The sequence below is a fragment of the Pseudocitrobacter vendiensis genome (assembly GCF_943590815.1).
In the GTDB taxonomy this organism is placed as follows: domain Bacteria; phylum Pseudomonadota; class Gammaproteobacteria; order Enterobacterales; family Enterobacteriaceae; genus Pseudocitrobacter; species Pseudocitrobacter vendiensis.
On record NZ_CALSBS010000028.1, the window covers coordinates 1 to 26,843 of the forward strand.

A 26,843-nucleotide genomic window follows, 5' to 3' on the forward strand; every position below is an offset into this window, starting at 1 on the left:
AGTAATTACTATAACTTAAGGAAAGTAGTTACATTCTCGGCATAATTTGCAACACACCCATTTTTTACACTATTCCGAACATAAGAATAATTAATGCATATATTGAAGCAGCTCACAGTTACATTTGAAACCACCCTTGCAGTCAGATGGCAAAAAGAGTATGAGCTTAAATAAGGTTAGTGAAGTGTCCTGCAAGGAGGTCTGATGCCTTACTCTCACCTGTTAGTGGCGGTAGCGCCAACGCCTGAAAGTCACGCGCTGGTGCGCAAGGCCGTTTCGATCGCGCGCCCGGTCAATGCCCGCGTCAGCCTGATCACGTTCTCAACCGATCCTGAAATGTATAACCAGCTGGCCGCGCCGATGATGGAGAATCTGCGTGAATTAATGCAGGAGGAGACCCAGCAGTTTCTTGATACGCTGGTTGAACAAGCCGACTACCCCATCTGGAAAACCCAAATTGCCAGCGGTGAATTGTGTGAAAGTATTAAATCCTGGTGTCAGCACTACCAGGTCGATTTAGTTATCTGTGGTAACCACAACCAAAGCTTTTTCTCGCGCGCCACCTGCTCAGCGAAGAATATCGTCGGCAGCAGTTGCGCCGACGTTTTGCTTGTGACGTTGTAACATTCCCTGTGCGACGCCGGTTTTGTCGGCTCCGGCGTCATTCTTTCCTTATGCCAGCTTTGGGAATGCCGCCACTTTATTCTCCATCTGACTCTCTTCGCTTCTCGGCGTAATCCGTTTTAGATCGCTCATAAACTGCGCCTGCCAGTTGTGGATGTCGTTACGCGTGATAATCTCCAGCATTTCCGCATGACGCGAGATACGCTCGGCAAGCGGCATATTCAACGCTCTGTCCAGCGCTGCCGCCACTTCATCCCGATCGTAAGGATTTACAATCAGGGCAGAGGTCAGTTCATTCGCTGCCCCGGCAAACTGCGAGAGCACCAGCACACCCGGGTTCGCCGGGTCCTGCGCGGCCACAAACTCCTTTGCCACCAGATTCATCCCATCGCGTAGCGGCGTGACCAGACCCACATCGGAATAACGAAAGACTTTCATCAGTAATTTACGATCAAAATGCTGATTCAGGTAATAGAGCGGTGTCCAGCCAAGTTGACCGTACTGCCCGTTAATCCGCCCTGCCGCCGTTTCCAGTTGATGACGAATATCCTGATAGGCCTGTACATCGCCACGCGACGTTGGCGCAATCTGGGTATAACGAATTTTGCCATGATGATGCGGGAATTTTTCCAGCAGCGCTTCATAGGCCTGAAAACGTTCCGGCAGGCCTTTTGAGTAATCCAGTCGTTCGACCGAAAAGATATTTTTGACGTTTTTAAGCTCGGCTTTCAGTTGCGCCAGCTTTGGTGGCAATGGCCCCTGCGCTTGTTTCGCTATCTCGTCCGGTTCAATACCAATCGGGTAAACTTCGGTGCGGAAGGTTTTTCCCCAGGCCGTATGCGTTTTACTGCGCGTGGTAACCCGCGTCTGAGCACTTACGCAATCGAGGAACGCCAGCCTGTCGTTTTCCGTCTGGAATCCCAGCAGGTCATAATCGCAGAGCTGCTCCAGTAGTTCGGCGTGCGGCGGCAGGGCGTTGAAAATTTCCGGCGTCGGGAAAGGAATGTGCAGGAAAAACCCGATACGGTTGTTCACCTCGCGCTTACGTAGCTCGCTGGCGAACGGCAGCAGATGGTAATCGTGTACCCAGATATCGTCATCGTCTTGCAGTAACGGCAGCAGTTTATCTGCCAGTTTACTGTTTACCCGCAGGTAACCCTCCCAGCATTCACGCTGAAAAGCGACCAAATCCAGTCGATAGTGAAACGCGGGCCACAGCACCGCATTGGAAAACTGGTTGTAGTAATGCTCGTGATCCTGCTCATTCAGCGTAAACGAAGCCCAACTGATGTTGCCCTGGGACACCTTTTCCAGCGGCGCATTCTCATCACCAATTTCGCCATTCCAGCCAAACCACAGGCCCCCTTTACTCTTCAATGCCCCCATGATCCCCACAGCCAACCCACCAGCACTGGCCTTTTTATCATCAGGAACGGAAATACGGTTAGATACTACGACTAAGCGACTCATAGCCATCTCTCCTGTCTGTAAGCGCGTTTTGTTTTTGATTTTCAGCCGCGTTTTGCAACCACTGGTGAACGGCCGCCACATCAGGTAAACGTGATGTAGCCTGCGTGTCGCCCGCTCCCACTTTAATCGATATTCCATTCAGTCTGTTCACGGCGGCAAAGCCCGCCTCATCCGTTAAATCATCGCCAATAAATACCGGCAGCTTGCCGCGAAAGGGCGCCTCCTGCATAAAGGCGGCAATGGCTGCGCCTTTGTTGATCCCCTTTGGTTTAATCTCCACAACGCACTTACCCGGCTGAAGCGCCAGCTCGGGAAACTGCGCAACGATATGCTGCGCCAGCGCCACAATTGCCGCTTCATGTTGCGGCGCCTGACGATAATGCAGTGCAAAAGCCATCCCTTTAGCTTCGAGTTCGGCCCCGGTCAATACTGCCAGCGCCGTACTTAATTGCTGCTGAACGCAACGAGCCGTCTCATTTTCCAGCGCAACGATATGCGTTTTCCCGCTGATATCGCGGCGTTCCGCTCCGTGTACGCCCGCCAGAGGGAAGCGATACGGACTGGCGAGCCTGTCCAGCTCAACCATTGAGCGCCCTGAAATCAACGCTACTGCGCCATCGTGCGCCTGTGACAACTGAAACAGCGCATCCCGAACGGGTTCAGGTATAGCAACATGATCGGGATGCGGTTTGATCCCTGCGAGAGTGCCATCAAGGTCAAAGAAAAAAGCGACATTTTTAGTTGGTGCAGGGGGTACAGAAAACAGGTCAGCCACCCTGGGTTCCTCCTTATCAGTGATTGCCTAGTGATGTGTTAACAAAAAGTTAGCAGTTAAAGTATAGACAGTGTGACGCGGCTCGCCATTTTCAAATGAAGACGCCGGTGGGATTAGCCACCGGCGCGGGTACTGCATACACTTAAAAATTGGACCTGACTTTTTAGACTGTTCGCTTCGCTTTTTGTTTGTAGCGGTCAAAGATAACTGCCGCCAGCAGGATTAAACCCCGTACTACGTACTGCGAGAATGGCGAAATATTCAGCAGGTTCATGGCGTTTTCTACCGTCCCCAAAATCAATATTCCGGCCACCACGTAGGAGATTTTTCCGATACCGCCTTTTAGCGACACCCCGCCCAGCACGCAGGCTGAGATGACAATCAGCTCATAACCGATAGAGGTCATTGGTTGCCCGCTGGTCATTCGCGAAGCCAAAATAATCCCTGCCGCCGCCGACACCAGGCCTGACAGAATAAAGATGATAATTTTGGTGCGAACAACCGGAACACCTGCCAGACGCGCAGCCTCTTCGTTCCCGCCAATCGCCAGGGTATTACGGCCAAAAGTGGTCTTATTCAGTAATAATCCGAAAATGATTAAACAGGCGACAGTCAGCCAGATTGGCGCCGGTAAACCGAGCCAGTTCGCGTATCCCAGTTCAAAGAAACGCTCATCTTCGATTCCAACGGCTTTACCATCAGAGATGATATAGGCAAGGCCGCGCACAATCTGCATGGTGGCAAGCGTGGTGATCAGGGCGTTGATTTTCAGTTTGGCAATGACGAAGCCGTTGACCAGACCGCTCAACACGCCCAGCATCAGCCCGGCAAAGACGCCTATCCACAGGCTTTCTGTCAGGTTAATCACCACCGCAGCGGTGACGCCTGCGCAGGCAATCACCGAGGCAACGGAGAGGTCAAAGTCGCCAGACGCCAGGCAGAACAGCATGCCACAGGCGACCATACCGGACATCGATATCGCCAGCCCCAGCCCTTTCATGTTGACGAAGGAAGCAAAATTCGGCACAAAAATCGCGCAGCCGATAAACAGTACCGCGAAGACAACCAGCATGCCGTACTGATCCCAGATACGGCCAAAGCTGAGTGATGGTCGGCGTGCGCCGGAAGTCGTTACAGAAGACATCATAAACTCCTTTCTCAGGCGACGGCCTGACTCACTTTAGGCATAGCGAGGCTTAACGCCTGCTGTTCATTCGCGCTGCCATGCAGCAGTTCACCGGCAATTTCGCCTTCGCGCATCACCACGATTCGGTCCGCCACGCCCAGCACCTCTGGCAGGTCGCTCGAGGCGAACAGTACCGCCACGCCGGACGCCGCCAGGGCGTAAATGACGTTATAGATTTCATGCTTCGCGCCCACATCAATGCCGCGCGTGGGTTCATCCAGCAAAATGACTTTCATCTCTTCCGACAACCAACGCCCCAGAATCGCTTTCTGCTGATTACCCCCGGAAAGATTCATAATCAGTTGCTCGGCACCCGGCGTTTTAATATTCAGCGATTGAATATGATGATCCGCGTTGCGCGTCTCCCAGCCGTTGTTAATTAGACATCCGGCATGAATATTGTTGCGCCGTGCGCTGATGTTGATGTTGTCGCGTACGGAGTGAACAGGAATAATCCCTTCGGCTTTACGGTCTTCCGGGCACAGCATCATACCGGCGCGAATCGCATGCGCGGGCTTATCGATGGTGACGGCCGCGCCGTCAATATAAACCTGACCGCTGGATATTTTGTTGCCGCCAAACAGCCCCTTCATCAGTTCGCTACGCCCGGCGCCAACCAGCCCGAACAGGCCAACGATTTCACCGCTGCGCACCGTCAGGGAAATGGGTGTCCGCACGCCTGGCGCCTTGACCTGGTCCAACCGCAGGCGTTCCGCACCATGCTCGCGTGGCTGCCAGCCATAGATATCACCAATGTCACGCCCGACCATCGCCTGGACCAGGCTGTCGTGGTTTACTTTTTCCATATCACTGAAGGTACAAACATAACGTCCGTCTTTAAATACGGTGATGGCGTCACTCAGGGCAAAAATTTCTTCCATACGATGAGAGACATAGATGATTACGCGGCCTTCTTTGCGCAGTTCGCGGATCACGCGGAACAGATTTTCAATTTCGCGCGCTGAGAGCGAGCTGGTGGGTTCATCGAAGGCGATGACCTTAGCGTTGCGCGCCAGCGCTTTGGCAATTTCCACCATCTGCCACTGGCCGATAGAGAGATACTTCAACGGTGTGTTCGGATCGATATCAAGCCCAAGGTGCTGTAGCTGTAGTCCGGCTTCGTAGTTCAGCAGCGAACGATTAACAATGCCGCCTTTGCTGGGCAACTGCCCGAGATAGATATTTTCCGCGACGGTCATCTCCGGTACCAGATGCAGTTCCTGATAGATAATCGCGACGCCGGCATTCAACGCAGCGGTGGTATCCGCAAAGGCGACATCCTGCCCGCGCAGCGTTAGCGTGCCCGCCGTCGGCGCATAGTTGCCACTCAGAATCTTGAGCAGCGTAGATTTTCCGGCACCGTTTTCGCCCATCAGCGCGTGCACCTGTCCGGCATAGCAGTCGAAGCTGATATCGGATAACGCTTTTACGCCCGGGAAGGTTTTAGAAATGCCGCGAAACGAGAGATAAGGGGTTGACTGTTGCATAACCACTCCTGAATGACAGGGTCACGCCTCCCCCGGCAATCAGGCCCGGGGAGACGCATCACGACTTACAGACCTTTTTTCGCCAGCTCTTCTTTAAAGTTATCGCGGGTAATCAGCACCACGTCGGTAACCGCGGTGAACTTCGGCGGCTCTACGCCCTTCTCAACCCAGTTGTAGAGCATTTCACTGGTTTTATAACCGTGAATATCCGGGCTTGGTAGCAGGGAACCATAAAAGCCGGTGGCCTGCGCCTTCGACAGTTCGTTCACCGCATCCACACCATTGATACCGATACCGATAACATCGGCAGCTTTAAAGCCCTGGCCTTCCGTCGCGCGCACGCCGCCCAGGACGGTGTTGTCGTTCATGCCGACAATCAGCCAGTGCTTCACGCCAGGGTGTTGCACCAACATAGAGTTACCAGCATCAAACGCGCCGGGGATGTCGTTGGATTTCGTCGGGACCTGATAAATCTGTTTTTCCGGGAAGCCAGCGGCTTTCAGCGCATCCAGCGAGCCGGTGGTGCGGCGACGCGCGGTATCCAGCTCGTTCGCCGTAATGGCCATCACGGCGGTATCTTTTACGTCCCAGCCGCGTTTTTGCATCTCTTTATAGAGTTCCTGCCCCTGGCGAGCGCCGATTTCACTGGCAGCCATCATCACCAGCGGAACGGTATCCATCGGCTTGCCTTTGGCATTCACGAACTGGTCATCGACGGTGATCACTTTCATGTCATAGCCGCGCGCTTTCGCCATAATTGCTGAGCCCAGTTTCGGGTCTGGGGTACAGATAACGAACCCTTTCGCGCCGTTAGCCGCCAGGCTATCGATGGCATTCAGGGTTTTCTCGCCGTCGGGTACGGCAATTTTAATCACGTCAAAACCCAAATCTTTGCCGGCTTTGTCAGCAAACTTCCATTCGGTCTGGAACCACGGCTCTTCCGGTTGCTTCACCAGAAAACCGAGCTTCAAATTTTCTGCCATAGCTGATTGTGACATAACCGCTGCCAGGCCGATGGCGGCCAGCGCTTTAGTGAATTTGTGCATGGTAGACTCCAGCTTTAGTGCTTTTATTTGTAGGTAAATAATCGGTTTTAAATTTTAATTAGGACGTAAAACAACGTATTAGCCGTTTCGTTAATTGCTATACGGTTGTTAGCACATTAATAGCGGGAAAATATTTATCCATAAGAGAGCCGCATCACACCGCAGAATTACAGTAGTTGCATACATGGATTTAGCAGAAAATGACATACAGAAAGGGCGAATTGTCTGACAATTCGCCCCGGTGATAGCACTATAATCTATATTGTTAGCTAACTAATCCTTGTTTAAGGTGCTACCACGGATAGTAAATATGGTCTGCGTGATCGCGTACTGGTGCCTCATCACCTAATAAGCGCGCCGCCACGGTAAAGGCAAAATCGAAAACATGACCGAATCCTTTCCCGCTGATGAGGTTGCCATCTTCCACTACCGGGGCATCAATATACTCACCGTCTTTAATATCCTGCCATAAGTCGCCGGAGCAGACATAGCGACGGCCTTTCAGCAGGCCGTTACCTGCCAGCACGCGAACGGCGGCAGAGCAAATGGGGCAAATATATTTTCCAGCTTCATCATGTGCGGCGACAAACTTCACCACGTCTTTATTTGCCGCGAGATTCACACTGCCCTGCGGCCCGCCCGGCAGTACCACTGCGTCGTAGATTTTATCCATGCGTTCTACAAGCGTGGCATCCGCCACCATCGGAATATCGTGATAGCTCACCACCGCACGCGATTCAGCGCAGGACACCAGTTCGACCTCAAGATGCAAACGACGCAGAATATCAATCGTGACTATCGCTTCACCTTCTTCAACCCCGGGTGCTAACAGCACGGCAACCTTTTTCATTGTAACTCCTGTTTTATCGTAATCGAGGATTGGTCGAGTATTTTTGCGCGAGACAATCTGTCTCAACATTGGCAAAAATGATCTAAGACAATTTACTGGCTATTGAACTGTTTGCCTGACCCACAAAATAAACAAACAAAAATAAACCACTGTTTCATTTTATTATACGAATAGTACGTAATTCCTGACAAGCTATGAAACAGGTTTATGCGATCGTCCCCAAAAAGTGTTAACAAGATCACAAATAAAGATGAACGTTAATATATTCACCATACGAATCATATAGGTGTAATAATTCCTTACGGTAACCCATACAGGCATAATCCTTTTCTGGAATATAGTTGTAACAAAACGTAAATGAACAAACTTAAGAGTTTTCTTAACCTGTAGCGCGCGGTATTATTTTTCGAGCCGATTCAGGAATCGTACATCGGTCACATTCAGAGGTCGTCGAATATTACATTCTGTCATTGTTCTCTGACGCGTAAATAGCGCGATTTAAACTTGAAGTAATTTACGCCCTTCATCATAGCGTAATGTTAAAAAGTAAGAATCCCGAGTGTTAACGCGAGTTGTCCCTTCCAGGAAATAAGGATATTGGTATGGCAGTCCCAGGAATGGTTCAAAAACTGAATACTCAAATGAACCTTGAGTTTTACGCATCGAATCTCTATCTCCGTCTCAGCGAGTGGTGTTCCGAACAACGCCTCAACGGCACCGCAACGTTTCTTCGCGCACAGGCACAAACCAGCGTCACGCAAATGATGCGAGTGTTTGATTACATGAAGAAATCCGGCGGGTACCCGGTAGTGAAGGCCATTGAGCCGCACGAAGAGCAGTGTGCCTCACTCGAAGAACTCTTCCTGAAAACCATTGAAGAGTATAACCAGCGCAGCAATACGCTTTCAGAGCTGGCTGAACAGGCGAAAGTTTTGCGCGATGACAGCACGCTGAGCTTCTTAACCAACCTTGAAGAAGAGCAGCAGCAGGATGGGGTTTTGCTTCAGGCGATTCTTGAAGAAGTACGCAATGCGAATAAAGCGGGCCTGTGCATGCAACAAACCGATCAGCATCTTCTGAACGTGGTAAACCACCAGGTACACTAATCCCTTCTTTGCATAACAACCGGCAGTGCAAACCTGCCGGTTGTCAATCACGCCTCAATCACCCAATCAATGTGCTTCACCCTGCGGGGTAAACTTTAGCTCGATCAGGGCAATCGCTTTCTGGATGGCGCGCAGCGTGACCGGGTCAGCTGACGGATGCCCGGCGAAATCGATAGATTTCAGCTGAGTGGACATCTTCTCACGCACTTCGACGGGGGCGATGACATCGATGACATCAAGAATTTGCTTAATGACCAACTGGCAGGCTACCACGTCGGATACCAGTTCTTCATCAGCAGTCAGGTTCTGGGACATATACGCTCCTTAACATTTAGGGGTACTATGGTACCCGAAAGGACCGAAGCGCGCCCCTTACAGACATAAAAAAACCTGCCGTGGCAGGTTTTTTATCAGAACATAGCGCCTGGCGGTACGTCTTTGAAAGTTTTGCAATAGTTCTCGAACATGCTTTTGAGGATTTTGCGCATGCGTTGTTTCATTGTGAGGCTCCATTTTGTTACGCAGGTGTTATTGTCTTTTAACACATAGTATGACACCCATCACAAAAATCAACCAAAATGAGACATGCATCACGTTTATTTTTCGTCAAATTGGTGATAAACACTCATTATCTTAAACAAATCCGCGACTTAGCTTAAAACTTTAATTACAAAATTTGCAGCTTATTTTGATAGGGTATAACAGAAATGAGTGAGCCTTTTCAGGCACAAAACGAGCGCGGCCTGTCACCCGCTGCTCTGTTGGTTGCTGGCGCGTTTTTTATGGAGTTTCTTGATGGCACCGTGATCGCCACCGCCCTGCCCGACATGGCCAAAAGTTTCGGCGTTGACGCCGTCGATCTTAACATTGGTATCAGCGCCTACCTGATTACGCTGGCTGTTCTCATCCCTGCCAGTGGCTGGATAGCCGACCGATTTGGCGCACGTAAAATATTTACGCTGGCGCTGGCCATTTTTACACTGGCGTCCGTATTTTGCGGCCTGGCGACCACCGTCGACAGTTTCGTTGCCATGCGTATTCTCCAGGGAATGGGCGGCGCGCTCATGGTACCCGTTGGGCGTCTGGCGGTTCTGCGTACCACGCCTAAACATCTGCTTATTACGGCCATCGCCACGCTAACCTGGCCTGCGCTTATCGCACCAATTATCGGGCCGCCGCTGGGCGGCTTTATCACAAGCGTCGCAGACTGGCGGTGGATCTTCTTTATTAACGTTCCGCTGGGCATTATCGCCATCTTGCTATCGCTCCGTATCATTCCCGATATTCGCGATGACGAACGCCGCCCCTTTGACCTGCCCGGTTTTCTTGCCACGTCGGTGGCGATGGTGAGCCTGGTGTGTGCCATGGAGGCGCTGGGCGGGCAGAGCATGCAGAGCGGGCTGGTGCTGACACTGTTTGTTATTGGCGGGCTGGCGTTTTATTACTCGCTGTATCATTTTCGGCGGGCAAAATGGCCGATGATCCGCCTGGATGCGCTGAAGGTCCCGACCTTCAGGGTCACGATGTACGGCGGATCGCTGTTCCGCGCCTCAATCAGTGCGGTGCCATTCCTGCTGCCGCTGCTTTTTCAGGTCGGTTTTGGGATGGACCCATTCCATTCCGGCCTGCTGGTGCTGGCGGTATTCGTCGGCAATCTGACCATCAAACCCGCTACCACGCCGTTGATTCGCTGGCTGGGTTTCCGCCGCCTGTTGTTGATTAATGGCGCATTGAACGTGCTGGCCCTGACCGCCTGCGCCTTTTTAACGCCACAAACGCCCGTCTGGGCCATATTGCTGGTGCTTTATTTAGGCGGCGTATTCCGTTCCATCCAGTTTACCGGCGTGAGTACACTGGCGTTTGCCGATGTACCTGGCCCGCAGATGAGTTATGCCAATACGTTGTTCAGCACCGCCAGTCAGTTAGCCATTGGGCTTGGCATCACCCTCGGGGCAATTGGTATTCGTCTGGGGGAGAAAGTGAGCGTTCTACTGGGGCTCGGCACAATGCCGGGGATAAGTTTCAGGCTGGCGTTTGTGTTTATCGCCCTGATCTGCCTGATAGGAATGATGGATACGCTACGGCTGACTAAAGATGCTGGCGTGTCGGTATCCAGAAAAGTGAAGGCGTAGAAACAAAAATCCCCACGCAGGTGGGGATTTTCATATCATGCGCAATTAGCCGAGGATCTGACGTACAAACGCTTCAATCTCTTTATTCTGGCAATTTTCGAAGAAGCACTGCTGGAAACGCTGACCAGAAACGGCGGTTTTCACCAGTTCCGGGTCAATGGCACGCAACGTATCCAGATAATTTTCTTTCACCACCGCCGCTTTAACCTGGTTCAGAATACCCGCATTACGTACCTGCGGTTCTTTACGCTCTGGCGGATAACCTTCACCATTGCGACCAGTGAACGCTTTTTCAAAGATAAAGCGCACGTTCAGTTCCGCGCCCCAACCGAACCCTTTGGCGAATGGCAGCGACAGCGCATTACCGTTGTTGATCTGCGCGAACAGGAAGGCATCAGCCGGGTCGATACAGTAGCCGCACACCACACCCGGGTGGATATTGAGAGACATCAGCGCGCCCTGACCGGTACCGCAACCCGTTACCACGAAGTCAACCGCTTTGGAATTCAGCAGGATGCTGGCCATGATACCCAGGTGAATATAGGTCAGATGATGGTCGTTTTCATCGCTCATACCTACGTTGAAAACCGGGAATCCTTTTTCATCGGCAACCGCTTTTAACTCGTTATGAATGATGGCGTTTTTGCTGGCCTGGCTGTTTTCCATCATCAATGCAATTTTCATTCTTTCCTCTCCTGAATGCAGCGCGGGCTTCTCCCGCAAGGGTACGATAACAATGTATGAACCTTACAACCTTGCAAACATACTTTCAAATTTTATGAAAAATGGTTTTAAAAATCACAGCAAGGCTCACATTTTTGCTTTACGTGGGGGAAAGATCGTCGCCTTAAGAGAGCAAGGTTCTCCTCTTTATTCGGAGGATTGCCCGCCTTTACCTATGTCAGGATAGCGCAATGATAGATTGCCCTGAGTACCGCCATGAAAATTCTCTTCCCGATTAGCGCTATCGTAATTTTGCTTTCCGCCTGTAGTGTCCACCGACAGGCAGCTATAAGCGAAATGGATGCGACCAGCGGTATCGTACGGCTAACTTATGGCCAGGCGATGTTGCAGAATGCGAAAACCGACGACTACGTTGTTAACGGCACCGCGACCAAAGCCTGCCAGCAAATGGGTTACGCCACCGCCTTTGCCTACGGGCAGCCAATTACCACCTGCGTCAGCAGCAGCGGGCCATTGTGTATTAATGAAAGCGTGACGCTGCAATATCAGTGCAGAGGTATTGCCGTCACGCCGGTTGCGCCTGCCTGGAATTAAATTTTACGCCGGAATACATTCCGGCGACATTATCATGCCAATGCGTTTTATTCCCATTCGCATTATTAAATAAAAGTTTTTATTTTTACCTTTTGCAAATAATTTAATAACAACTTATAGTTCCTCCATAATTAATTAACACCTTTATGGAGCCTGAAAATGTTAAAAGCGGAAATGATCGAGAAATTAAATCAACAAATGAATCTCGAGCTTTATTCCTCACTGCTTTATCAACAGATGAGCGCCTGGTGCAGCTTTAATAGCTTTGAGGGCGCCGCTGCGTTTCTGCGCCGCCACGCCCAGGAAGAGATGCAGCACATGCAGCGTCTGTTCGATTACCTGACCGATACCGGAAGCCTGCCCTGCATCCACAGTGTCGCTTCGCCGGTGGCGGAATACGCGTCGCTGGACGATCTCTTCCGCGCCACCTACGAGCATGAACAATTGATCACGTCTAAGATCAATGAGCTGGCGCATGCCGCGATGACTAATCAGGATTACCCAACCTTTAACTTCCTGCAATGGTATGTGGCTGAGCAGCACGAAGAAGAGAAACTGTTTAAATCTGTAATTGATAAACTGACCCTCGCCGGTAAAAGCGGTGAAGGCCTCTACTTTATTGATAAAGAGCTTTCTACGCTCGATACGCAGAATTAATTAACAGGCAGCGGCGTTAATTCGTCGCTGCTGATTAATGTCGACAGATTTTACTTTCCGCCGTTGTGAAGCCCGCGTCCACCGGAATAAACTTGCCTTTTTTCGCCAGAAAATCCACCAACTCAGCCGCACACATATTCTCTGCCGAACAGGTATGAAAACGCGCATCCTCGCCAAAACGATCTTCAATCGCCGCCACCAGACTTTCTGTTGAATAAGACTCACCTGATGCGATCATCATATTCAGTACTTCATGACCGTGAATAGATTCCATAATGCCTCCGCTAAAAGCAGCACAATAACCTGCATTTCACTTACCTGTTTTGCGCTAGCGCAGGCTTTCATTCCCTAACCATTTGTAAACTTTTTAATACACACGCTGTAATCGCGATTTGACGAATCGTCTGGATTCACATAACCTGCGCGACATATTTGTGTCGTATATGCGTGCTGTAGCAGAGGAAAGCGTGAAGAACCGTACCCTGGGGAGTATTTTAATCGTAGCAGGCACCACGATTGGTGCAGGGATGCTGGCGATGCCGCTGGCTGCGGCTGGCGTCGGCTTTGGTGTAACGCTGGTGCTGTTAATTGGGCTCTGGGCGTTGATGTGCTACACCGCCCTCATGCTGTTGGAAGTGTATCAACACGTGCCTGCCGATACCGGTCTTGGCTCCCTGGCGCAACGTTATCTGGGTCGCTATGGTCAGTGGATAACCGGTCTCAGCATGTTATTTTTAATGTACGCCCTGACTGCCGCCTACATTAGCGGCGCGGGTGAACTGCTGGCCTCCAGTCTCAGCCAGTGGTTCTCGGTGGATATGCCGCCCGCCATTGGCGTACTGCTATTTACAGCAATTGGCGGCACGGTAATTTGTATTGGCACATCGCTGGTCGACCTTTTTAACCGTTTTCTTTTCAGCGCCAAGATTATCTTTCTGGTGGTGATGCTGGCGCTGCTGCTGCCACACATTCATAAAATCAATTTGTTAACCCTGCCGTTGCAGCAGGGTCTGGCGCTGTCGGCCATTCCGGTGATTTTTACCTCATTCGGTTTCCACGGCAGTGTGCCCAGCATTGTGAGCTATATGAATGGCGACATTCGCAAGCTACGCCGCGTGTTTATGATAGGCAGTTTCATTCCGCTGGTTGCTTATCTCTTCTGGCAACTGGCGACGCTGGGCAGCATTGAGTCAGGCGTCTTTGCCGGGTTAATGGCGCAACATACCGGGCTGAACGGTCTGCTGGAAGCCATTCGCGCCGTGGTGGCTTCGGCCCACGTTGAGCTGGCCGTACACCTGTTTGCCGATCTGGCGCTGGCGACCTCTTTCCTCGGCGTTGCGCTGGGATTGTTTGATTACCTGGCGGATCTATTCCAGCGTCAGAATGGCGTGCGCGGCCGTCTGCAAACGGGTGGCATCACCTTCCTGCCACCGCTGGCATTCGCCCTTTTCTATCCGCGTGGTTTTGTGATGGCGCTGGGTTATGCGGGTGTTGCACTGGCGGTGCTGGCACTGATTATCCCGTCACTACTGACGATGCAGAGCCGTAAACATCACCCGCAAGGGGGATATCGTGTCGCTGGCGGCTCCCCCGCGTTATGGTTCGTGTTTGCCTGTGGCATTGCGGTGATTGCGATTCAGGTAGCGATAGCGGCAAACCTTTTGCCTGCCGTGGGCTAAAAAAAATGCCGGGTAATTTACCCGGCATTTTTTCATTTATTGGCGCAGCACTGTTTGTATTTCTTACCGCTTCCACACGGGCATGGGTCATTGCGACCCACTTTCCCCTCATTTCTGACAGGCTGCTGCACGGGCGTCACTTTCGGATGGGCCATCCAGTAACCATGCAGCATCAGCGCCGCCGGGCGAATCTTATCGATACTTGCCAGATACTCGTCAGCGGAGAAGTTATCAAGCGCCGCTGCGTTCTCATCATCGCCGTGCAACGCGATAGCATCCAGCTCTTCCTGTAACGCTGGCGGCAAACCAGACCAGTCACTTAAGCCCACACCACGCATATAGCCATAGCACCACTCTTCAACAACGGTCAGCTCCTGGCCTTCTTCCTCGCGCGTGCCGAACAGGGGTTCAAACTGATCGGGATAGTCATTCAGACGCTCGGCGATATCACCCATATGCTGCAGCGTGAGATTGATGAAATGATCACGCTCGCGATCTGCCGACCAGCGCGGCACGCTATCCGCCCCGCCCCATACGGCCAGCAGCCAGTCTGCAGGTTCAATGTCTTGCGGCGAGGAAAGTATTGCCGTCAGCATGCCGTCCAGTTCGGAAACATCGAGAATGGATTTATCCGTCGAATGTTTTTCGATGGTCTCATCCAGCCATTCCAGCTCGCTTTCGGTTAAAGGTCCTGTTTTCATTTTTGATCTCATCACGTTTATAAGGGAGCGTTCAGACAAGTATTGAGGGAGAGCAGGGTAAATGGAAGCAAAGAAAAGCAGATACAAAAAAACCACCCGTAGGTGGTTTCACGACACTGCTTATTGCTTTGATTATTCTTTGCTTTCCCATGGTACCCGGAGTGGGACTTGAACCCACACAGCGCGAACGCCGAGGGATTTTAAATCCCTTGTGTCTACCGATTCCACCATCCGGGCTCGGGAAGAAAGTGGAGGCGCGTTCCGGAGTCGAACCGGACTAGACGGATTTGCAATCCGCTACATAACCGCTTTGCTAACGCGCCTTTAAAACTTAACACCCGCAACTGCCGATGCTTTAATTTGGAGCGGGAAACGAGACTCGAACTCGCGACCCCGACCTTGGCAAGGTCGTGCTCTACCAACTGAGCTATTCCCGCATCATCAAGTTGCTTTGCTAACCACTTGATTTTGCTATCGTCTGGCAATCAGTGCTGCCGTTCGATGCGTTGCATTCTACTTATCTGACGCACTGAGTCAACGGTATTTTTCGCAACTTTGTGTTGTTTGCTGAAAATTACGCCGAAACGATCACTGTTCAAGCAAATCTGCACGCGCAGCGTTCAAATATTGCAGCATTGACCACAGCGTCAGCACCGCCGCAAACAGGAAGAGCACAATACCGGCCCACTCAACCCACTCATTAGGACGCCACAGCAGCCACGCCAGGGCGGCCATTTGCGCGGTGGTTTTCACTTTGCCGATCCAGGAGACTGCCACGCTACTGCGTTTACCCAGTTCTGCCATCCACTCACGCAGAGCAGAAATGATGATTTCACGGCCAATCATAATGGCAGCCGGCAACGTCACCCACCACGTGTGATAGTGTTCCACCACCAGCACCATGGCAATTGCCACCATCACTTTATCGGCTACCGGGTCAAGGAACGCGCCAAAACGCGTACTCTGGTTCCAACGACGCGCCAGATAGCCATCAAACCAGTCGGTCACGGCGGCAATACAGAAGATAAGCGCGCAGGCGAATGGCGCCCAGACGAACGGGAGATAAAACGCCAACACAAAGAACGGAATAAGGATGACGCGGAACAGGGTAAGCAACGTAGGAATATTATATTGCATGCAAGGTAACTATCTGTTGTTAGTAAATATTAGCCCTATGTTGCTACAGAGCCCCTAATGTTTCAACGAGTAGAAGATCTTTTCTGCCAGGCCGTGAGAGATACCCGGAACTTTTGCTATCTCTTCAACGCTGGCGTTCTGCAAACCCTGTAGGCCACCCATGTACTTGAGTAGCATCTGACGTCGCTTCGGCCCAACGCCTTCGATAGTCTCCAGCGTACTGGTGCTCTTTACTTTAGCGCGTTTTTTACGGTGCCCGGAAATCGCATGATCGTGTGATTCGTCACGAATATGCTGGATAACGTGCAGCGCAGGCGAATCTGGCGGTAAGCTAAAGCCCTCGCCTTCCGGTTCGAAGAACAGCGTTTCGAGCCCGGCTTTACGGTCGCTGCCTTTCGCCACGCCAAGCAGTAAAGGATGGTTTTTATCCCACGCGACATCCAACTCAGCAAAAACGGCTTTTGCCTGGCCCAGTTGCCCTTTCCCGCCGTCGATGAGTATGACATCCGGGATCTTACTCTCTTCTATATCTTTGCCATAGCGGCGTCGCAGCACCTGATTCATCGCTGCATAGTCATCGCCCGGCGTGATCCCGGTAATATTGTAGCGACGATACTCGGCACGCAGCGGCCCGTTCGCATCAAACACCACGCAGGAGGCCACGGTCTGTTCCCCCATCGTGTGGCTGATATCAAAACATTCCATACGCTTGATCTCGGGCAGCTCCAGTTGCGTCGCCAGCGCTTTCAGGCGCTGATGCACAGTAGACTGTTGCGAAAGTTTGGTGGTGAGCGCCGTCGCCGCGTTGGTGCGGGCAAGTTTCAGGTAGCGTGCGCGGTCACCTCGCGGTTTGGTTTCAACGTGAATACGTCGCCCGGCCAGCTCAGATAAGGAATCGGCCAGCAGCGTTTTATCACTGAGCGCAAAGTCGAGCAGGATTTCCCCTGGCAGAGTACGCATCTGACTGCCCTGGAAGTAGAACTGACCGACGAAAGTTTCCACCACTTCGTCCAGTTCCGTACCGCCGGGCACTTTCGGGAAGTAACTGCGACTGCCCAGCACTTTACCCTGTCGGATAAAGAGCACATAGACGCAAGCCATTCCTGCCTCAAACGAGACGCCGATAACGTCGAGGTCATCGCCGTTATTCGAGACAAACTGTTTCTCGGTCACGCGGCGAACCGCCTGAATCTGGTCACGAATGCGCGCCGCCTCTTCAAACTCCAGCGCCTGGCTGGCTTTTTCCATCCGCGCGATCAGCATGGTCAATACCTGATCATCTTTCCCGGCGAGGAACAGGCGCACATAGTCGACCTGCTGCGCGTACTCTTCTTCGCTGACCAGTCCGGCTACGCAGGGCCCAAGGCAGCGGCCTATCTGGTATTGCAGACAGGGACGCGAGCGATTGCGGTACACGCTATTTTCACACTGACGGATCGGGAAGATTTTTTGCAACAGCGCCAGCGTTTCCCGCACAGCATAGCCGTTAGGGAACGGGCCAAAATACTCCCCTTTCGCATGCTTCGCGCCACGGTGCATCGCCAGCCGTGGGTGGGTATCGCCGCTCAGGAAAATAAAGGGATAGGATTTATCATCACGCAGCAGCACGTTGTAACGTGGCTGGTAGAGTTTGATGTAGTTATGCTCCAGCAGCAGCGCTTCGGTTTCCGTATGTGTCACGGTCACGTCAATCTGCGCAATTTGCGCCACCAGCGCTTCCGTTTTACGGGAAGAGACCTGGCGACGAAAATAGCTGGAGAGGCGTTTTTTTAGATCTTTGGCTTTACCAACGTAAATAACGGTGCCGCCGACATCGTACATGCGATAGACGCCGGGCTGGCTGGTGACCGTTTTCAGGAAGGCTTTCGAATCAAAAACTTCACTCACTGACTTGCTAACGACTCCGCATTACACAGACCATGGCGAATTGCCAGGTGAGTCAGCTCCACATCACCGTGAATGTTTAATTTGCTGAACATTCGATAGCGATAGCTGTTCACCGTTTTGGGACTCAGATTCAACTGCTCTGAGATCTCATTAACTTTCTGGCCTTTAGTGATCATCAGCATAATCTGCAATTCGCGTTCAGACAAACTGGCGAATGGCGATTCAGTTTTTTCCGGCTCTATCTGACTCAGTGCCATCTGCTGCGCAATATCGGAAGCGATATAGCGCTGACCAGAGAAGACAGAGCGGATGGCATTCACCACTTCTTGCGGCGCTGCCCCTTTCGTTAAATAGCCAGCCGCCCCTGCCTGCATAACCCTGGCGGGAAGCGGATTTTCGGTATGAACGGTTAACATAATCACTTTTGTATCAACCGCAGAGCGCGCAATCTTACGCGTGGCCTCCAGGCCGCCGATGCCCGGCATGTTCATATCCATCAGTACAACATCAACGGGATTAGCGCGGCACCACTTCACAGCGTCTTCGCCGCAGTTAACTTCACCGGTGACTCTAATACCCTTTATATCTTCGAGAATGCGTCGTATCCCTGCGCGCACCAGTTCGTGGTCATCAACAAGAAGGACGTTGATCAAAGGAATAATCTCCAGAATAGGGATAACGCTACTGCCTCTTAATTCACCTCCATAGTACCGGGTTTTATATCAATTTTGAAAGTCTAAAAGTGTCACAGCGTCGATTTTGATCTCGTTTTTGGAAATTAGAATGTACATCCGCTGGAAACGTCTTAAAAACAGTGAGATGCAACGCGCACTTTTTACAACTTTCTGCGCAATTTGTCCGAATATGGACAATTTTTCGCAGATGAGAAATACGCAATATAATATGTAACAATAATTAACGATGAGTGAACCAGATTTAAACATTTTGTGTGCATAATCACTGTTCCGGCCATTTTTAATTATCAGAAAAGGTGAAAGCGGCGGGTAAAAAACAAGCACTCCTTTTTTTCTACTGGCTTGTGGTATACTTCGCGCCCTTCACTATCCAGTATCGCGCACCAGCGCAGAAATCATACGAGGCAATAAATGAGCACACCTGATTTTTCCACCGCGGAGAATAATCAACACCTGGCGCAGGAGGTATCCTGTCTGAAAGCCATGCTGACGCTGATGCTACAGGCCATGGGTCAGGCAGATGCAGGCCGCGTGATTCTCAAAATGGAAAAGCAAATTGCACTGCTGGAAGATGAACACCAGTCTGCTGTATTTTCCAGCACCGTTAAGCAAATTAAACAAGCTTACCGCCAGTAATAAAAAACCGGCTGTAAGCAATGCCTGCAGCCGGTCTCCAGTCTGACACGCAGAACCTTAAACAGAGTCAGATAAGACCAATCGCTACCGCATAACAGGCAATCTGTGTTTTATTGGGCGCGTCAAATTTCTTCTGCATATTCTTTTGGTGAAAGTTCACCGTATTCTCAGAAATTGACAGAATCATCGAAATCTCCGCCGACGTTTTGCCTTCTGCCGTCCACTGTAGTATTTCCAGTTCACGTTTACTGAACTTCATCGTCCTCGGCATGACCATTTCATCTTCTACGCGTAATAGCGCAAGGGAACTCATCTCTAATAACATTTGCAGACGAAGTTCTATTTCATCACTATACGGCCCCGCTTCTGTGGCGTGAGTCCGTGATACCGAAAAGAAACTATGAGCATGATTAGGAAGCATCAGGCATTGTGTCGCGCCGGTGCGCAGACCATGATCGCGTGCGGCATCCCACAGCTCCTGGGCTTCACAGAATAACGCGTCATCCCAGCGTAAATGACCAAGACGGAAATTATCCTGCTTCAGCACCGGATCGACTGCCAGATAATTCGCTGCTTTGTAATGCGACATCCAGGCGTCAGGATAGGTGGTATAAAGTGAAATTTTAGGTCGCGTGAATGGTACCGGATGGCGCACGCACAGCGAGAAGAAGTCATATTCAAGGCGTTCGGTTTGCTGCTGCAGAAGCGTATAAATTTGGTCGCTGGTCGATGCGGATTGAAAACGGTGGAGCATCTCCCGCCGCCAACTGAAAAAGTCACTGTCCCTCATAACGAACGAGAAAGCCTCTTATTGAGAATTGTTTTTATCAATACAGAAAACTAACACATAAACAGTGCTTATATGTATAAAATATTACATTCCCGCAAAATTAACTTAATTTTCGACTGCCGGGCGGAGATATGTCAGGGAAGTCTGCGGGAGGGCGAGGCAATTACCGTCCTGATTTTGGTTAAGGACGGTAATTGATTGCGGCTTATTGCATGAGGAATTTTTCGAGGAACTGACGGGTACGCGCCTGCTGCGGATTAGCAAACAGCGCTTTCGCCTCGCCCTGCTCCACAATGCGTCCCTGATCCATAAAAATGGCCCGGTCGGCGACATCGCGCGCAAAACTCATCTCGTGCGTCACAATCACCATGGTACGTTTCTCCTGAGCCAACTGACGAATGGTGTTCAGCACCTCGCCGACCAGTTCGGGATCCAGCGCAGACGTCGGCTCATCAAACAGAATCACATCCGGGCGCATTGCCAGCGCGCGGGCGATAGCCACACGCTGCTGCTGACCACCGGATAAGCGGCGCGGATAGCTCCCCTCTTTCCCGGTCAGGCCCACTTTCGCCAGTAACTCGCGCGCGCGCGCGCTGGCTTCAGCCTTATTTTCCCCTTTCACAATCACCGGGCCTTCAATGATATTTTCCAGTACCGTCCGGTGGGGAAACAAATTGAAGCTCTGGAAGACAAACCCCACATGCTGACGCAGACGACGAATCAACCCCTTCTGCTGGCTGAGAGATTTTGCCGTGTCGATGGTAATATCACCCACCCGAATGGTGCCGCCTTCCGGCTGTTCCAGCAAATTAATGCTGCGCAGAAGCGTGGTTTTCCCCGAGCCGCTCGGCCCGATAATCGCCACGACTTCACCTTCGTTTACCTGCAAATCGATGCCATGCAGCACCGTCTGACCATGGAACTTTTTCACCAGGTTTTTTACATCGATGGCACTCATTTTGGATCACGCTCCTGGCGGTTAAGCTGATTTTCAAAGTAGTTTTGCAGCGAGGAGAGCACCGTCGCCATCACCCAGTAGATCAACGACGCCGCGAGATACATGGTGAACACTTCCAGCGTGCGCGAAGTGATCAGTTGCGCCTGACGGAACAGCTCCGGTACCTGAATCGTCGCCGCAAGCGAGGTGTCTTTCACCAGGCTAATAAAACTGTTCGACAGCGGCGGCAGCGCAACCCGCGCAGCCTGCGGCAGAATCGCCCGGCGCAGCGTTTGCCACGGCGTCATCCCGATACTGGCGGCCGCTTCCCACTGGCCTTTATCGATAGAAGAGATCGCCGCACGCAGCGTTTCAGACGTATACGCCGCCGTATTCAGCGACAGACCAATCATCGCCGACGGGATAGGATCTAATTCAATGCCAAACTGCGGCAGGCCGTAGTAAATCATAAACAGCTGTGCGATAAGCGGCGTACCGCGGAAAATAGAGATGTAGAATCGCGCCAGCCAGCGCACCGGCCAGATTTGCGACATGCGCATCAGCGCCAGCAGGAACCCCAGCACCAAACCAAAAAACATGCCGCCAATACTCAATTGCAGCGTGAATACCGCGCCTTTGAGCAGATAGGGCAGCGAATCAACAACCAGTTGTATACTCTCTTGCATAAGTCTTTTTCTACGTTAGATATGCGGATGATAGGCGAAGAGCGCAGGCGCGCCGCCCGTATGAACAAACAGAATCGGCCCTTCATCCTTAAAGCGTTTCTGCGTAATACCGTCGATAAGCCCGGCCATCGCTTTGCCGGTATAGACCGGGTCCAGCAGAATGCCTTCGAGGCGAGAAAGCAGTTTCACCGCTTCCATGCCAGCTTCATTTGGCATGCCGTAAGCCGGGGCAAAATAGTCATCCCACAGCAGAATATCGGCACTGGCGCTCACCTCAAGGCTTTCGGCAACGGCCTGCTGCAGCGTCACCACTTTTGGTTTTTGGTCCGCGACACTGCGCGAAACGGTGACACCAATCAGTTCCGCATCCGGCATCACCTGCTCAAGGCCCACCGCCAGCCCGGCGTGAGTACCTGCGCTACCTGACGCCACCACCACGGAAGAAATCGCCACCGCACCTTCACACTGTTGCGCGATTTCCAGCGCGCTTTCGACATAACCCAGCGCACCCAGCGCGTTAGAGCCGCCTACCGGAATGACGTAGGGACGAAAACCCTGTGCTTCGATGCGCGTCGCCAGTTCAGCCAGCTGCGCATTCGGATCGGTCAGCGCGTCGCACATTTCCACCTGGGTATTGAACAGATCCAGCAGCAGGCGGTTACCGTTGGTCAGATAGTTTTCCGCCGTGGTGCCAATCGGGTTTTCCAGCAGCGCCACGCAGTGCAGGCCGAGCTTCGCGGCTACGGCCGCCGTCTGGCGCACGTGGTTCGACTGAATGGCCCCGGCGGTAATCAGCGTATCCGCACCTTCACGCAGTGCATCCGCCGCCAGAAATTCCAGCTTACGCAGTTTATTGCCGCCCATCGCCAGCGGCGTGACGTCATCGCGTTTGATAAAAATGTCGCGCCCTACGTAATCGGAAAAACGCGGCAGATATTCCAGCGGCGTAGGCGCGCCAATAAATTCGAGGCGCGGGAAGCGCGTTAAGTTTTGCAGAGACATGAAACCTCCTGACTAAATTATCTTGATTATGCACCCAGTTGCCGCGGAAATAAAAAAAGGCGCTCTGTTAGCGCCTTTTTTAAGCAACTTCGATTATTTCGTCACATCAGCGCCGAACCATTTCTCAGACAGCGCTTTCATGGTGCCGTCTTTCTGCATGGCATCGATCGCGCCATCAATCGCTTTCAGCAGGTCTTCATTACCTTTGCGCAGCGCCACGCCAGATTCCTGGTGAGAGAACGCTTCACCGGTGACGGCCAGCGTGTCATTGGTTTTCTTCACCATATCCAGCGCCGCCAGGCGATCAACCAGAATGGCGTCAACACGGCCTACGCGCAGATCCTGGAATTTCGTCGGGTCATCATCATAGGTGCGAACATCTACGCCCTGCACGTTCTGACGCAGCCACTCTTCGTAGTTGGTGCCCAGACCCACGCCCACTTTTTTCCCTTTCAGGTCAGCCGGGGTTTTAATGGAACCTTCATTGCCTTTTTTCACCAGCGCCTGAATACCGGAGATGGTATACGGGGTAGAGAAATCATATTTTTTCTGACGTTCAGGTGAAATGGTCACCTGGTTTATCGCCACATCAATGCGTTTGGAATCCAGCGACGCCAGCATCCCGTCCCATTTGGTCGGTTTAAGGTCTGCTTTTACGCCCAGATGTTTCGCCAGGTCGTTGGCGAAATCGACTTCAAAACCGGTCAGTTTGCCATCGTCGCCCTGGAAGCTGAACGGCGGATAGGTGCCTTCCAGGCCCACGCGCAGCGTGCCGCGCTCTTTCACCTGGTTAAGCAGATTTTCCGCTGCAAACGTGTTCGCGCTAACACCTGCCATTAAAGCCACTGCCATCACGCCCATTAGTGCCTGACGACCGAAAAGTGCTAATTTCATTATACCCCCGAAAAGATTGCTTTTTTTTGTAGTGTAGGCCGTTTGTGAAAACAGACAAACACCAGACAGTTATAAGCTATTCCGTTTTAATATATATCAGAGGTCGCGGGATACGCGAGGTTCTGACCCGGTACCATGCCAGCCCGATTAACAAATTGCGTATATTTTCGTAGCGCAATACGGTAATTATTGGTGCTGGTCACCGGCAGCCAGGGAATTAATATCTCATCCGGCGCGCCTTTCTGCAGCAGGTTTCGGGGAATATTATTTTTAACCAGATGCTCGCCCAGACGCCGTAAGCGCACGACATACTCGCGCACCGTGCCGGGGCTCATTTCGGTCTGTTCAAAGAGAAACTGCTTAAAGCCGATGATATCAAAGAAATCACTCTGCTCTTTGCAGTGCAGGTCGCCACAGAAGCGGCATAGCGCAGCCCACTCGCCACGCTGCTGTAACCAGGTCTCCTCGTCCATCAACATATCCAGACGGGCGATGGCGAGTTTGTTAACGATTTCGCCAAGGCGAACAAGCGTCACCCGATCGAGCGCTTTATGGCAGTGAGTACAATGTGTTTGGCTGTGTTTAAAGTCTTTAAGGTAGCGGCTTAAAGGCCGTCTTTTTAATTGCTGCATAGTGGTGAAAACTCCACGTCGTCATTTCTTATGCGGCATTACTCCAGCTTACCCAGCTTAGTGCGCAGGCGTTTGATTGCCTGGCTATGCAACTGACTGACTCGCGACTCCCCCACTTCCAGTACCGCGCCAATCTCTTTCAGATTGAGCTCTTCCTGATAATAGAGCGTCAGCACCAATTTTTCCCGCTCTGGAAGGGCTTCGATAGCTTCCATCACGCGTAGTCGGAGATTCCCCTCCAGCAATTGGTGTAGCGGATTTTCCTGCTGATTTGCCTCCGTCACCATCTCGACGCTATCGCCATGCTCTTCCCGCCACTCATCGTAGGAGAACAGCTGGCTATTATTGGTATCGAGCAGCATCTGACGGTACTCTTCCACGGGAATGCCCAACCGATGCGCAACTTCTGTTTCGGTCGCGTTACGGCCCAGTTCCTGTTCCAGTTGCCCCATCGCCTGCGCAACTTCACGCGCGTTACGCCGAACGCTACGCGGCGCCCAGTCCCGGCTGCGTAGTTCGTCCAGCATCGCCCCACGGATGCGTTGCACTGCGTAAGTGGTAAATGCCGTGCCCTGCAGAGCGTCGTAGCGTTCAACGGCATTCAATAACCCTATGCCGCCCGCCTGGAGCAAATCGTCAAGTTCCACACTCGCCGGCAATCGCACCTGAAGGCGCAGTGCCTCATGGCGCACCAGAGGTACGTAACGTTGCCATAGCGAGTGTTTATCCATTACACCATCAGCGGTATAGAGTGAATTCACGATAAACAGCCCTGCATTAATTAAGTTATCGGCATAATTATCCGTTTCTGCATAATTTTTAATTGAGGGAATAGTGGGTGAAATGAGGGGTTATTTGCGCAGTCGGGGAAGTGGAAACGTGAAAAACCCCGCCGGAGCGGGGTTTGCGAGGCATTCAGGGGATTAGCCCTGCAGCAGAGACAGAACCTGCTGAGGTACCTGGTTGGCTTTCGCCAGTACGGAGTTACCGGCCTGCTGGATGATCTGCGCTTTCGACATGTTGGACACTTCGGTCGCATAGTCGGCGTCCTGAATACGGGACTGCGCTTCAGACAGGTTGGTGGTGGTGTTGTTCAGGTTGGTGACCGCAGAATCCAGACGGTTTTGTACCGCACCGAGGGAGGAGCGGAATTTGTCGATCTGGCTGATTGCGTCGTCAAGGGCAGCCAGCGGAGACGTGGTTTTACCGTTCGGGATTGCGGTTACCGTGTTGGTTGCACTGGAGAGATCAGCGTTTTGCAGTGCACCAGCATCGTAAGTTTTACCTGACGCAGCATCGACAACAATTTCGGTTTTGCCATTGTCGCCACCCAGTTTTACAGCGGCATCGGTCACTGCTTTGCCGTCAGCATCGGTATAGCTGGCGGTTTTGACAGTGACTTTACCGGTAGTCTCATCAACGTTGGCGGCATACAGGCTGCCATCTTGTGCTTTGATTGCATAAGTAGCAGTATCATTGCCTTTCTCATCCTGAAGTTTAACGAGAGAAGCACCAGTGCTGATACCGGCAGTTGCCGTATCTGTATTGTCAAAAGTGACAGGCTTCGCGCCCACACCTGCTGCGGTATTCGCGACAGAGTTAATGGCCGTGGAGTCAGAAATAGTCGGAGCAGGAGATGCGGCTGTCCCCGTCGTCAGGGTAAGTTTACCCGCATTCGCTGAAGTACTATCGGAATCAATAGTTACCTCATAGAAACCGTCTGAACTATCTGTAGATCCTGTTACCTCAGCATAATATTTATTGTCATCACCCTTCACAATCTTGCTGATATTACCATCGCCAGTAGTCAGCGCCAGTGCAGCCAGGTCCGTAGTTGAATTCTGTAGAGCAACGGTACCGCCCGGTGCGGCAGAGCCACCAACAGAAGTAACCGCAGCACTGGTTTTCACTGCATCATTGTTTTTAACGCTGAAACCATCCAGACCCAGTGTATGAGAATCGATCTGCTGCAGGTCAATATTGATAGTCTGACCGTCATTTGCACCTACCTGAATAGACAGGGTGTCATTCTTAGCCAGTACGTTCACGCCGTTAAACTGAGTCTGACCAGAAACACGGTCAATTTCGCTTAAACGGGATTTGATTTCATCCTGAATAGAAGAAAGGTCAGATTCAGAGTTAGTCCCGGTCGTCGCCTGCACAGTCAACTCACGCACACGCTGCAAGTTATTGTTGATCTCAGACAGCGCGCCTTCAGTGGTCTGCGCCAGAGAAATACCATCGTTGGCGTTACGTGCAGCCTGAGTCAGGCCTTTGATGTTAGAGGTGAAACGGTTAGCAATGGCCTGGCCCGCTGCATCATCCTTTGCGCTGTTGATACGCAGACCGGAAGACAGACGCTCGATAGACGTCGACAGAGCAGACTGGTTTTTGTTGATGTTGTTCTGAGTGATCAGCGAGAGGCTGTTGGTATTAATGACTTGTGCCATGATTTCTTTTCCTGTTTTCAAGTCTACGGTTTAGGTATTGGGCTTCCACCCTTCGGCTTCGTCGCCGTCAAACCTGTTATCGTCTGGTCACTCACAACCTTTAGAA

The 26,843-nt window shown here is 51.8% G+C and carries 29 protein-coding genes and 3 tRNA genes; 7 read left to right on the plus strand and 25 right to left on the minus strand.

Translation table 11 applies throughout. From position 1 onward, the window contains the following. Positions 1-204: 204 nt before the first annotated feature. Entirely contained in the window at positions 205-624 is a 420-nt protein-coding gene (gene uspC, locus NMC31_RS21250; RefSeq protein WP_253899010.1) for a universal stress protein UspC, read from the plus strand. 48 nt (positions 625-672) lie between these two features. Here the strand turns inward: uspC and otsA are convergent, their stop codons facing one another. The 6 genes from otsA to NMC31_RS21280 form a co-directional block, all read right to left on the minus strand. After that, the gene (gene otsA, locus NMC31_RS21255) at positions 673-2,094 is read right to left on the minus strand and encodes an alpha,alpha-trehalose-phosphate synthase (RefSeq protein ID WP_149462850.1); all 1,422 of its coding nucleotides are present in this window, start codon (positions 2,092-2,094) and stop codon (positions 673-675) included. After that, the gene (otsB, locus tag NMC31_RS21260) at positions 2,069-2,869 is read right to left on the minus strand and encodes a trehalose-phosphatase (RefSeq protein ID WP_149462851.1); all 801 of its coding nucleotides are present in this window, start codon (positions 2,867-2,869) and stop codon (positions 2,069-2,071) included. The genes otsA and otsB overlap by 26 nt, the downstream gene beginning before the upstream one ends. A gap of 163 nt (positions 2,870-3,032) precedes the next feature. Next, the gene (gene araH, locus NMC31_RS21265; RefSeq protein ID WP_253899039.1) at positions 3,033-4,013 is read right to left on the minus strand and encodes an L-arabinose ABC transporter permease AraH; all 981 of its coding nucleotides are present in this window, start codon (positions 4,011-4,013) and stop codon (positions 3,033-3,035) included. Positions 4,014-4,027: 14 nt separating this feature from the next. Continuing rightward, positions 4,028-5,542, minus strand: coding sequence for an L-arabinose ABC transporter ATP-binding protein AraG (gene araG / locus NMC31_RS21270; RefSeq protein ID WP_253899011.1), 1,515 nt, complete (start codon positions 5,540-5,542; stop codon positions 4,028-4,030). Positions 5,543-5,607: 65 nt separating this feature from the next. Then, the gene (locus tag NMC31_RS21275) at positions 5,608-6,588 is read right to left on the minus strand and encodes an arabinose ABC transporter substrate-binding protein (protein ID WP_253899012.1); all 981 of its coding nucleotides are present in this window, start codon (positions 6,586-6,588) and stop codon (positions 5,608-5,610) included. A gap of 292 nt (positions 6,589-6,880) precedes the next feature. Continuing rightward, positions 6,881-7,438, minus strand: coding sequence for a DJ-1/PfpI family protein (locus NMC31_RS21280; protein WP_253899013.1), 558 nt, complete (start codon positions 7,436-7,438; stop codon positions 6,881-6,883). Between the two features lie 602 nt (positions 7,439-8,040). Here NMC31_RS21280 and NMC31_RS21285 point away from each other — a divergent pair. Then, positions 8,041-8,544 carry a non-heme ferritin-like protein gene (locus NMC31_RS21285; protein WP_149462856.1) on the plus strand — a complete coding sequence of 168 codons (504 nt, stop codon included), beginning with the start codon at positions 8,041-8,043 and terminating at the stop codon, positions 8,542-8,544. A gap of 66 nt (positions 8,545-8,610) precedes the next feature. Here the strand turns inward: NMC31_RS21285 and NMC31_RS21290 are convergent, their stop codons facing one another. Continuing rightward, positions 8,611-8,859: a DUF2766 family protein gene (locus NMC31_RS21290; protein ID WP_015963981.1), complete on the minus strand. Its 249-nt coding sequence runs from the start codon at positions 8,857-8,859 to the stop codon at positions 8,611-8,613. A gap of 95 nt (positions 8,860-8,954) precedes the next feature. Next, positions 8,955-9,044, minus strand: coding sequence for a stress response protein AzuC (gene azuC / locus NMC31_RS21295; RefSeq protein ID WP_015963980.1), 90 nt, complete (start codon positions 9,042-9,044; stop codon positions 8,955-8,957). A gap of 207 nt (positions 9,045-9,251) precedes the next feature. Here azuC and NMC31_RS21300 point away from each other — a divergent pair, with 207 nt between their 5' ends. After that, positions 9,252-10,676 (plus strand): MFS transporter, encoded by a 1,425-nt coding sequence (locus NMC31_RS21300; protein WP_253899014.1) that lies wholly within the window; start codon positions 9,252-9,254, stop codon positions 10,674-10,676. 45 nt (positions 10,677-10,721) lie between these two features. Here the strand turns inward: NMC31_RS21300 and NMC31_RS21305 are convergent, their stop codons facing one another. After that, positions 10,722-11,360 (minus strand): RpiB/LacA/LacB family sugar-phosphate isomerase, encoded by a 639-nt coding sequence (locus tag NMC31_RS21305; protein WP_149462858.1) that lies wholly within the window; start codon positions 11,358-11,360, stop codon positions 10,722-10,724. A gap of 255 nt (positions 11,361-11,615) precedes the next feature. Between NMC31_RS21305 and yecR the strand changes: the two genes are divergently transcribed. After that, a complete protein-coding gene (gene yecR / locus NMC31_RS21310; RefSeq protein WP_253899015.1) occupies positions 11,616-11,954 on the plus strand; it encodes a YecR family lipoprotein in 339 nt (112 codons plus the stop codon). Positions 11,955-12,113: 159 nt separating this feature from the next. Further along, complete coding sequence (gene ftnA / locus NMC31_RS21315) at positions 12,114-12,611, plus strand: non-heme ferritin (protein WP_253899016.1); 498 nt, start codon at positions 12,114-12,116, stop codon at positions 12,609-12,611. A 34-nt stretch (positions 12,612-12,645) separates the two neighbouring features. On the opposite strand, the gene NMC31_RS21320 is transcribed toward ftnA, so the two are convergent. After that, positions 12,646-12,885, minus strand: coding sequence for a YecH family metal-binding protein (locus NMC31_RS21320; RefSeq protein ID WP_253899017.1), 240 nt, complete (start codon positions 12,883-12,885; stop codon positions 12,646-12,648). A gap of 193 nt (positions 12,886-13,078) precedes the next feature. Here NMC31_RS21320 and tyrP point away from each other — a divergent pair, with 193 nt between their 5' ends. Beyond that, complete coding sequence (tyrP, locus tag NMC31_RS21325) at positions 13,079-14,290, plus strand: tyrosine transporter TyrP (protein ID WP_253899018.1); 1,212 nt, start codon at positions 13,079-13,081, stop codon at positions 14,288-14,290. Positions 14,291-14,322: 32 nt separating this feature from the next. On the opposite strand, the gene NMC31_RS21330 is transcribed toward tyrP, so the two are convergent. From NMC31_RS21330 to uvrY, 7 genes are all read right to left on the minus strand, one after another. Next, a complete protein-coding gene (locus tag NMC31_RS21330; protein ID WP_149462863.1) occupies positions 14,323-14,991 on the minus strand; it encodes a YecA/YgfB family protein in 669 nt (222 codons plus the stop codon). Positions 14,992-15,141: 150 nt separating this feature from the next. After that, positions 15,142-15,228, minus strand: a tRNA-Leu gene (locus NMC31_RS21335). A 12-nt stretch (positions 15,229-15,240) separates the two neighbouring features. After that, positions 15,241-15,314 (minus strand) — tRNA-Cys (locus NMC31_RS21340). Between the two features lie 38 nt (positions 15,315-15,352). After that, positions 15,353-15,428, minus strand: a tRNA-Gly gene (locus NMC31_RS21345). Positions 15,429-15,579: 151 nt separating this feature from the next. After that, positions 15,580-16,128 (minus strand): CDP-diacylglycerol--glycerol-3-phosphate 3-phosphatidyltransferase, encoded by a 549-nt coding sequence (gene pgsA, locus NMC31_RS21350; RefSeq protein ID WP_015963969.1) that lies wholly within the window; start codon positions 16,126-16,128, stop codon positions 15,580-15,582. A gap of 54 nt (positions 16,129-16,182) precedes the next feature. Then, positions 16,183-18,015 carry an excinuclease ABC subunit UvrC gene (gene uvrC / locus NMC31_RS21355; protein ID WP_149462189.1) on the minus strand — a complete coding sequence of 611 codons (1,833 nt, stop codon included), beginning with the start codon at positions 18,013-18,015 and terminating at the stop codon, positions 16,183-16,185. Then, complete coding sequence (gene uvrY / locus NMC31_RS21360) at positions 18,012-18,668, minus strand: UvrY/SirA/GacA family response regulator transcription factor (RefSeq protein WP_015963967.1); 657 nt, start codon at positions 18,666-18,668, stop codon at positions 18,012-18,014. The genes uvrC and uvrY overlap by 4 nt, the downstream gene beginning before the upstream one ends. A gap of 453 nt (positions 18,669-19,121) precedes the next feature. Between uvrY and NMC31_RS21365 the strand changes: the two genes are divergently transcribed. Then, entirely contained in the window at positions 19,122-19,346 is a 225-nt protein-coding gene (locus NMC31_RS21365; RefSeq protein ID WP_149462190.1) for a DUF2594 family protein, read from the plus strand. A gap of 67 nt (positions 19,347-19,413) precedes the next feature. On the opposite strand, the gene sdiA is transcribed toward NMC31_RS21365, so the two are convergent. The 8 genes from sdiA to NMC31_RS21405 form a co-directional block, all read right to left on the minus strand. Further along, positions 19,414-20,136, minus strand: a complete 723-nt coding sequence (sdiA, locus tag NMC31_RS21370) for a quorum-sensing transcriptional regulator SdiA (RefSeq protein WP_149462191.1) — start codon at positions 20,134-20,136, stop codon at positions 19,414-19,416. Positions 20,137-20,341: 205 nt separating this feature from the next. Then, a complete protein-coding gene (gene tcyN, locus NMC31_RS21375) occupies positions 20,342-21,094 on the minus strand; it encodes an L-cystine ABC transporter ATP-binding protein TcyN (protein WP_253899019.1) in 753 nt (250 codons plus the stop codon). After that, on the minus strand, positions 21,091-21,759 hold the full coding sequence (gene tcyL, locus NMC31_RS21380; RefSeq protein ID WP_149462193.1) for a cystine ABC transporter permease: 669 nt from the start codon (positions 21,757-21,759) through the stop codon (positions 21,091-21,093). The genes tcyN and tcyL overlap by 4 nt, the downstream gene beginning before the upstream one ends. 15 nt (positions 21,760-21,774) lie before the next feature. Then, positions 21,775-22,761 carry a D-cysteine desulfhydrase gene (gene dcyD, locus NMC31_RS21385; RefSeq protein WP_253899020.1) on the minus strand — a complete coding sequence of 329 codons (987 nt, stop codon included), beginning with the start codon at positions 22,759-22,761 and terminating at the stop codon, positions 21,775-21,777. A gap of 93 nt (positions 22,762-22,854) precedes the next feature. Then, the gene (gene tcyJ / locus NMC31_RS21390; protein WP_015963961.1) at positions 22,855-23,655 is read right to left on the minus strand and encodes a cystine ABC transporter substrate-binding protein; all 801 of its coding nucleotides are present in this window, start codon (positions 23,653-23,655) and stop codon (positions 22,855-22,857) included. 86 nt (positions 23,656-23,741) lie between these two features. Then, positions 23,742-24,287 (minus strand): flagella biosynthesis regulatory protein FliZ, encoded by a 546-nt coding sequence (gene fliZ / locus NMC31_RS21395; RefSeq protein ID WP_253899021.1) that lies wholly within the window; start codon positions 24,285-24,287, stop codon positions 23,742-23,744. Positions 24,288-24,325: 38 nt separating this feature from the next. Then, entirely contained in the window at positions 24,326-25,048 is a 723-nt protein-coding gene (locus tag NMC31_RS21400) for an RNA polymerase sigma factor FliA (RefSeq protein WP_113857143.1), read from the minus strand. Between the two features lie 162 nt (positions 25,049-25,210). Further along, a complete protein-coding gene (locus NMC31_RS21405; protein ID WP_253899022.1) occupies positions 25,211-26,737 on the minus strand; it encodes a flagellin N-terminal helical domain-containing protein in 1,527 nt (508 codons plus the stop codon). Positions 26,738-26,843: the final 106 nt, after the last annotated feature.

Bases quoted from the DNA above. Each gene is read 5' to 3' on its own strand.
- tcyJ (WP_015963961.1), bottom strand. From the start codon at position 23,655: ATGAAATTAGCACTTTTCGGTCGTCAGGCACTAATGGGCGTGATGGCA.
- yecR (WP_253899015.1), top strand. From the start codon at position 11,616: ATGAAAATTCTCTTCCCGATTAGCGCTATCGTAATTTTGCTTTCCGCC.
- NMC31_RS21320 (WP_253899017.1), bottom strand. From the start codon at position 12,885: ATGGAATCTATTCACGGTCATGAAGTACTGAATATGATGATCGCATCA.
- araH (WP_253899039.1), bottom strand. From the start codon at position 4,013: ATGTCTTCTGTAACGACTTCCGGCGCACGCCGACCATCACTCAGCTTT.
- azuC (WP_015963980.1), bottom strand. From the start codon at position 9,044: ATGAAACAACGCATGCGCAAAATCCTCAAAAGCATGTTCGAGAACTAT.
- NMC31_RS21330 (WP_149462863.1), bottom strand. From the start codon at position 14,991: ATGAAAACAGGACCTTTAACCGAAAGCGAGCTGGAATGGCTGGATGAG.
- pgsA (WP_015963969.1), bottom strand. From the start codon at position 16,128: ATGCAATATAATATTCCTACGTTGCTTACCCTGTTCCGCGTCATCCTT.
- uspC (WP_253899010.1), top strand. From the start codon at position 205: ATGCCTTACTCTCACCTGTTAGTGGCGGTAGCGCCAACGCCTGAAAGT.
- tcyN (WP_253899019.1), bottom strand. From the start codon at position 21,094: ATGAGTGCCATCGATGTAAAAAACCTGGTGAAAAAGTTCCATGGTCAG.
- NMC31_RS21300 (WP_253899014.1), top strand. From the start codon at position 9,252: ATGAGTGAGCCTTTTCAGGCACAAAACGAGCGCGGCCTGTCACCCGCT.
- NMC31_RS21405 (WP_253899022.1), bottom strand. From the start codon at position 26,737: ATGGCACAAGTCATTAATACCAACAGCCTCTCGCTGATCACTCAGAAC.
- NMC31_RS21285 (WP_149462856.1), top strand. From the start codon at position 8,041: ATGGCAGTCCCAGGAATGGTTCAAAAACTGAATACTCAAATGAACCTT.
- sdiA (WP_149462191.1), bottom strand. From the start codon at position 20,136: ATGAGGGACAGTGACTTTTTCAGTTGGCGGCGGGAGATGCTCCACCGT.
- dcyD (WP_253899020.1), bottom strand. From the start codon at position 22,761: ATGTCTCTGCAAAACTTAACGCGCTTCCCGCGCCTCGAATTTATTGGC.
- araG (WP_253899011.1), bottom strand. From the start codon at position 5,542: ATGCAACAGTCAACCCCTTATCTCTCGTTTCGCGGCATTTCTAAAACC.
- tcyL (WP_149462193.1), bottom strand. From the start codon at position 21,759: ATGCAAGAGAGTATACAACTGGTTGTTGATTCGCTGCCCTATCTGCTC.
- NMC31_RS21290 (WP_015963981.1), bottom strand. From the start codon at position 8,859: ATGTCCCAGAACCTGACTGCTGATGAAGAACTGGTATCCGACGTGGTA.
- fliZ (WP_253899021.1), bottom strand. From the start codon at position 24,287: ATGCAGCAATTAAAAAGACGGCCTTTAAGCCGCTACCTTAAAGACTTT.
- NMC31_RS21280 (WP_253899013.1), bottom strand. From the start codon at position 7,438: ATGAAAAAGGTTGCCGTGCTGTTAGCACCCGGGGTTGAAGAAGGTGAA.
- NMC31_RS21305 (WP_149462858.1), bottom strand. From the start codon at position 11,360: ATGAAAATTGCATTGATGATGGAAAACAGCCAGGCCAGCAAAAACGCC.
- otsA (WP_149462850.1), bottom strand. From the start codon at position 2,094: ATGAGTCGCTTAGTCGTAGTATCTAACCGTATTTCCGTTCCTGATGAT.
- NMC31_RS21275 (WP_253899012.1), bottom strand. From the start codon at position 6,588: ATGCACAAATTCACTAAAGCGCTGGCCGCCATCGGCCTGGCAGCGGTT.
- ftnA (WP_253899016.1), top strand. From the start codon at position 12,114: ATGTTAAAAGCGGAAATGATCGAGAAATTAAATCAACAAATGAATCTC.
- NMC31_RS21365 (WP_149462190.1), top strand. From the start codon at position 19,122: ATGAGCACACCTGATTTTTCCACCGCGGAGAATAATCAACACCTGGCG.